Annotated in this window: 1 protein-coding gene and 1 pseudogene; one reads left to right on the top strand and one right to left on the bottom strand. The window is 64.9% G+C overall.

Going from position 1 to position 3,767, the window contains the following annotated elements:
- Positions 1-297: pseudogene (locus AB0H32_RS47315) on the top strand (hypothetical protein); the annotation flags it as partial.
- An 860-nt stretch (positions 298-1,157) separates the two neighbouring features.
- On the opposite strand, the gene AB0H32_RS47310 reads toward AB0H32_RS47315, so the two are convergent.
- Positions 1,158-3,767 (bottom strand): RHS repeat-associated core domain-containing protein (locus tag AB0H32_RS47310; RefSeq protein WP_361135628.1); only part of this gene is annotated, 2,610 nt, incomplete at its 5' end.

Genomic DNA, 3,767 nt, shown 5'->3' with positions numbered 1-3,767 from the left:
TGCCTGGCCGACCCCCAGGCGAAGCAGATGTGGAGGGACCTGATGACGGCGATCCAGTACTTCTGGCGACACCCGCTCGCAGAGCAGGTACGCGAAGAAGGCCGAGAGCAGGGACTGGAACAGGGCCGGGTCGAGGCCAAGGCCGAGATGATCCTCCACATCTTTCAGTGGCGCGGCATTCAGGTGACCGAGGCAGCCCGCGAGCAGGTAGGGGCATGCACAGACATGCATCAACTTGAGGTCTGGGCCCAGCGGGCAGTGCAGGCTACGGACCTGGCGGAGCTGTTCGCCCCGTAGCAGGGATGGCAGGCGTGGGCGGATCAGCGGGGCGCGGTAGGAGTCTGCTGTGCCCCGTCGATATACGCCGAAAGGGAGAAAGGGATGCGGTAGAGGCGCCCTCGCATACGGCCCGGATAAGGGTCCCGGGCTCCGGGATGTCGACGGAATCGCCGCCGTCCTCCTGTGAGGGAGACATCTGCCGTCAAGGAAGTACTGAAGCCCTCCAGGGTTATCGAGCGAAGTCCACCGAAGGAAACTTCGATCTGTGCAGCGTTGAAACCCTGCGCAGCCCACTTCCGCGGAGGCTGAGCAGGATAGTCCGGGAGGTCCAGACGCGCCTTCGTCTTTGGCGCCCCTATCTGTCCAACTCCATTTCATGCAAACGAACCCCGGACAGGTTCGACGAGGCGCCCTGATAGGCGCGGGTGATGCCTTCGCGGTTGATCGTGAAAGATATCCACGGCACAGATGCTTGCCGTCCAGTCTCTGGAGAGGCTGTCCGGCCGCAGGGGCGGGTCCCTGTTAGATCCTGTCGCGAAACGGGGGATACCAATTCCTTGGCAATCCTTGGATGGTGTCGATTTCTGCTAGTTCATCATTTACGATCCTGAAGGACATGTAGGTTGCTGGATAATTGACTGCCGACATGGGCTGTTCTCTTGTGAGAACCTGCAGCTCGGCATTGCGCATTCCAAGAAAGTGGACGCTTGAGGTAAATCCAATGGATTCATTATGATGTACCGCGACGGCCTCCCTGGTGTGGTTGTCGCACAGGATTAGGGTCCAAGTCGTCTGCCAGCTCCCGTCGCTCAACTGCCTGAATTCACCCCATTTTGTCTTGCGTAGGGCTGACGCAGGATATGGATCTTCGTTTGGCATCAAGGGGTAATCGGGCCCAGCCATTGCGCCTCTTTGTTGATTGTTTCAAATGAGTTCGGATGGAATATTGTCTCGTCGGGAACTCCCTCACCCACTTCACGAATCAAGACATGCCCCTGATCTACGAGCCTTTGGTATGTCGCCTCAGGGAGGCGCATGATGACTACACTCGACGGGGACTGGCGATCTACCCTCAGGCCCCACTCGTAGGCCGATTGGAAACCTGGTGATTGTGCGCCATCCACTTCGTGTGTGAAGAAGTGGCCGGGTATGCTCGATGAACCGCCATTGGTAGCGGCGTGGTTGGCATCTGCGCTCAGGCCGTTCTCCGTGATATCCGTCGCAAACTTCTTGGAAGTCCCGTGAGCGAAATCACGGTAGGGTCCGAGTCCGAGAGGGTCGCTCCAGATATGTGGATTGAGGATGTACGTGGCGGGGTTGGGTGCGGGGGTGAGCCCCAGGGGATCGGGGCTGAGATAACGGGCGGTCTCAGGATCGTAGTGGCGAAAGTAGTTGTAGTGGAGGCCGGTTTCCGGGTCGTAGTACTGCCCTGGGAATCGTAGGGGGGTGTACGTGATGCTATTCGCTCCCCACGCCGTCGCCCCCCACAAGGTGCTTCGGGTGTGCCAGGCGATGTTGCCCTGTTCGTCGATGAGTTCGCTCGGCGTGCCGACGAGATCGGTGACGATGGCGAAGAAGCGGGAGTCGATCTCGTCCTGGGGGGCGTCGGCCGCGGTGATGCGTTCCGTTTGCGTCAGGGGGCGCAGGCCCTGGTGGTCCCAGGTGAGGGTGACCGGGTTCGCAAGGTTCGGAGACGTTGTCGTCTGTTCGCAGAGAGTGGTGCCGTCCCAGGTGAAGTCGATCCGCTCCACGACCGTCTCGCCGTCTGCCGCGAGGCGGAGTTTGGCGGTGCGGCGGCCAAGAGGGTCGTAGGTGTAGCGCCAGCGGGTGCCGTCCGGGGTCGTCACCGAGGTGAGGTGGTCCTCCGCGTCCCATTCGTAGCGCCAGGTGTCCGGCTTGCGGGAAAGGCGGGGCTTCTGGCGGAGGGTGATGCGTCCCAGGGCGTCGTGTTCGTAGCGGACTTGGCCGGCGCGCGTGATGCGCGTGCCGGTGTACTCCCGGGTGCCCACTGCCTCCTGGCCAGGGTGAGCGGACGGCCAGGACGCCTCTGTCTGGTTGCCCGCCTCGTCGTACGCGTACCGTTCCGTCCAGCCTGCTGCGTGGACCGCTGTCACGCGGCCTGTCGCGTCCAGGTCGAAGCGGCGGGAGCCGGAGAGTTGGTCGTCGATGCCGATGAGGTTGCCGTCGGCGCGGTAGGTGTAGGCCCGGTGTTGCACCGCGCAGCCCTCCGCCCCGCTCACCGACTGGGTCGTCAGGCGGCCCAGCGCATCGAAAGCGTGCTCCAGGGTGATCGTTCCGCCGATGTGGCGGGACAGTTCGCGGCCTGCCTCGTTGTAGGTGAAGTCGATGGAGCGGCCCGAGGCCACCATGCCGGTGCGGCGGCCTGCGGCATCGTACGACCAGGTGGTCTCAGCTCCGGTGGGGGTGGTGCGTCCGGTGCGGCGGCCCAGTCCGTCGTACGTGTAGCGCAGTGTGCGGCCGTCGACCGTCTCCGAGTGCAGGCGGCCGTGGCGGTCGCGCAGGAGGGTGAGGGTGGTGCCGTCGGGGCCGGTTGCCTGTGCCAGCTGGTCGGTGAGGTCGTAGGCGTACGTCGTGACCTGGCCGGCCGCGTCCTTGCAGGTCACCCGGCCCAGTTCGTTGCGCTCGAAGGACACCACCTCGCCGAGAACGTTTCTGCGTGAAGTCAGACGTCCTGCCGGATCGTAGGTGTAGGTCAGCGTGCGCTCGTCGAAGTCGGTCTCCGTCTGCAGCTGGCCCGCCGCGTCGTACGCATACGTCCACGTCAGGCCCTGCGGGTTGGTGACCTTGGTCAGCCGCAGTTCCATGTCGTGGTCGAACTCGTAGCGGACCCCGTCGGGGCCCGTGCGGGCGGCCAGCAGGTCGAAGTGGGTGTACTCGAAGCGGGAGACGCCGCCGATCGGGTCGGTGTGGCTGGTGCAGTTGCCCTCGCCGTCGTACGTCCAGGACTCGGACGTGCCGTCCGGGGCCGTACGGCGGGTCAGCTGGCCCTCGGTCGACCATTCCAGCAGCGTCGTCGCGCCGGTGGGGTCTGCGACCGCGCTCGGGCGGCCGAGGGCGTCCCGCTCGTAGCGGGTGGTCGCGCCCAGAGGGTCCGTGATCTCCAGCGGGAGGCCCGCGCGGTCGCACACGACTGTTGTCGTGTGGCCGAGGGGATCGGTCACGGAGGTCAGGTGGCCGGCCTCCGTATAGGTGAAGAGAGTGGTCTGGCCCGCCGGGTCCGTCACCGATGTGCGGTTGCCCCGCTCGTCGTAGGTCTGGCGTACGACCGTGCCGTCGGGGTTGACCACCTTCACCGGCAAGCCGAGTTCGTTGTACTCCGCGCTCGACTCGCGGCCGTCCGGGCGTACCACCGCCGTGGGATTGCCGGACTCGTCGTAGCGGAACGTGGTCCGGTGGCCGAGTGGGTCGGTGTGGGCCAGGAGGCGGCGGTAGCGGTCGCGTTCGAAGCGGGTCACCGCGCCGAGCGG

This window comes from Streptomyces sp. NPDC020362 (assembly GCF_040642095.1).
Taxonomy (GTDB): domain Bacteria; phylum Actinomycetota; class Actinomycetes; order Streptomycetales; family Streptomycetaceae; genus Streptomyces.
This window is presented reverse-complemented; position numbering and strand designations above follow the sequence as displayed.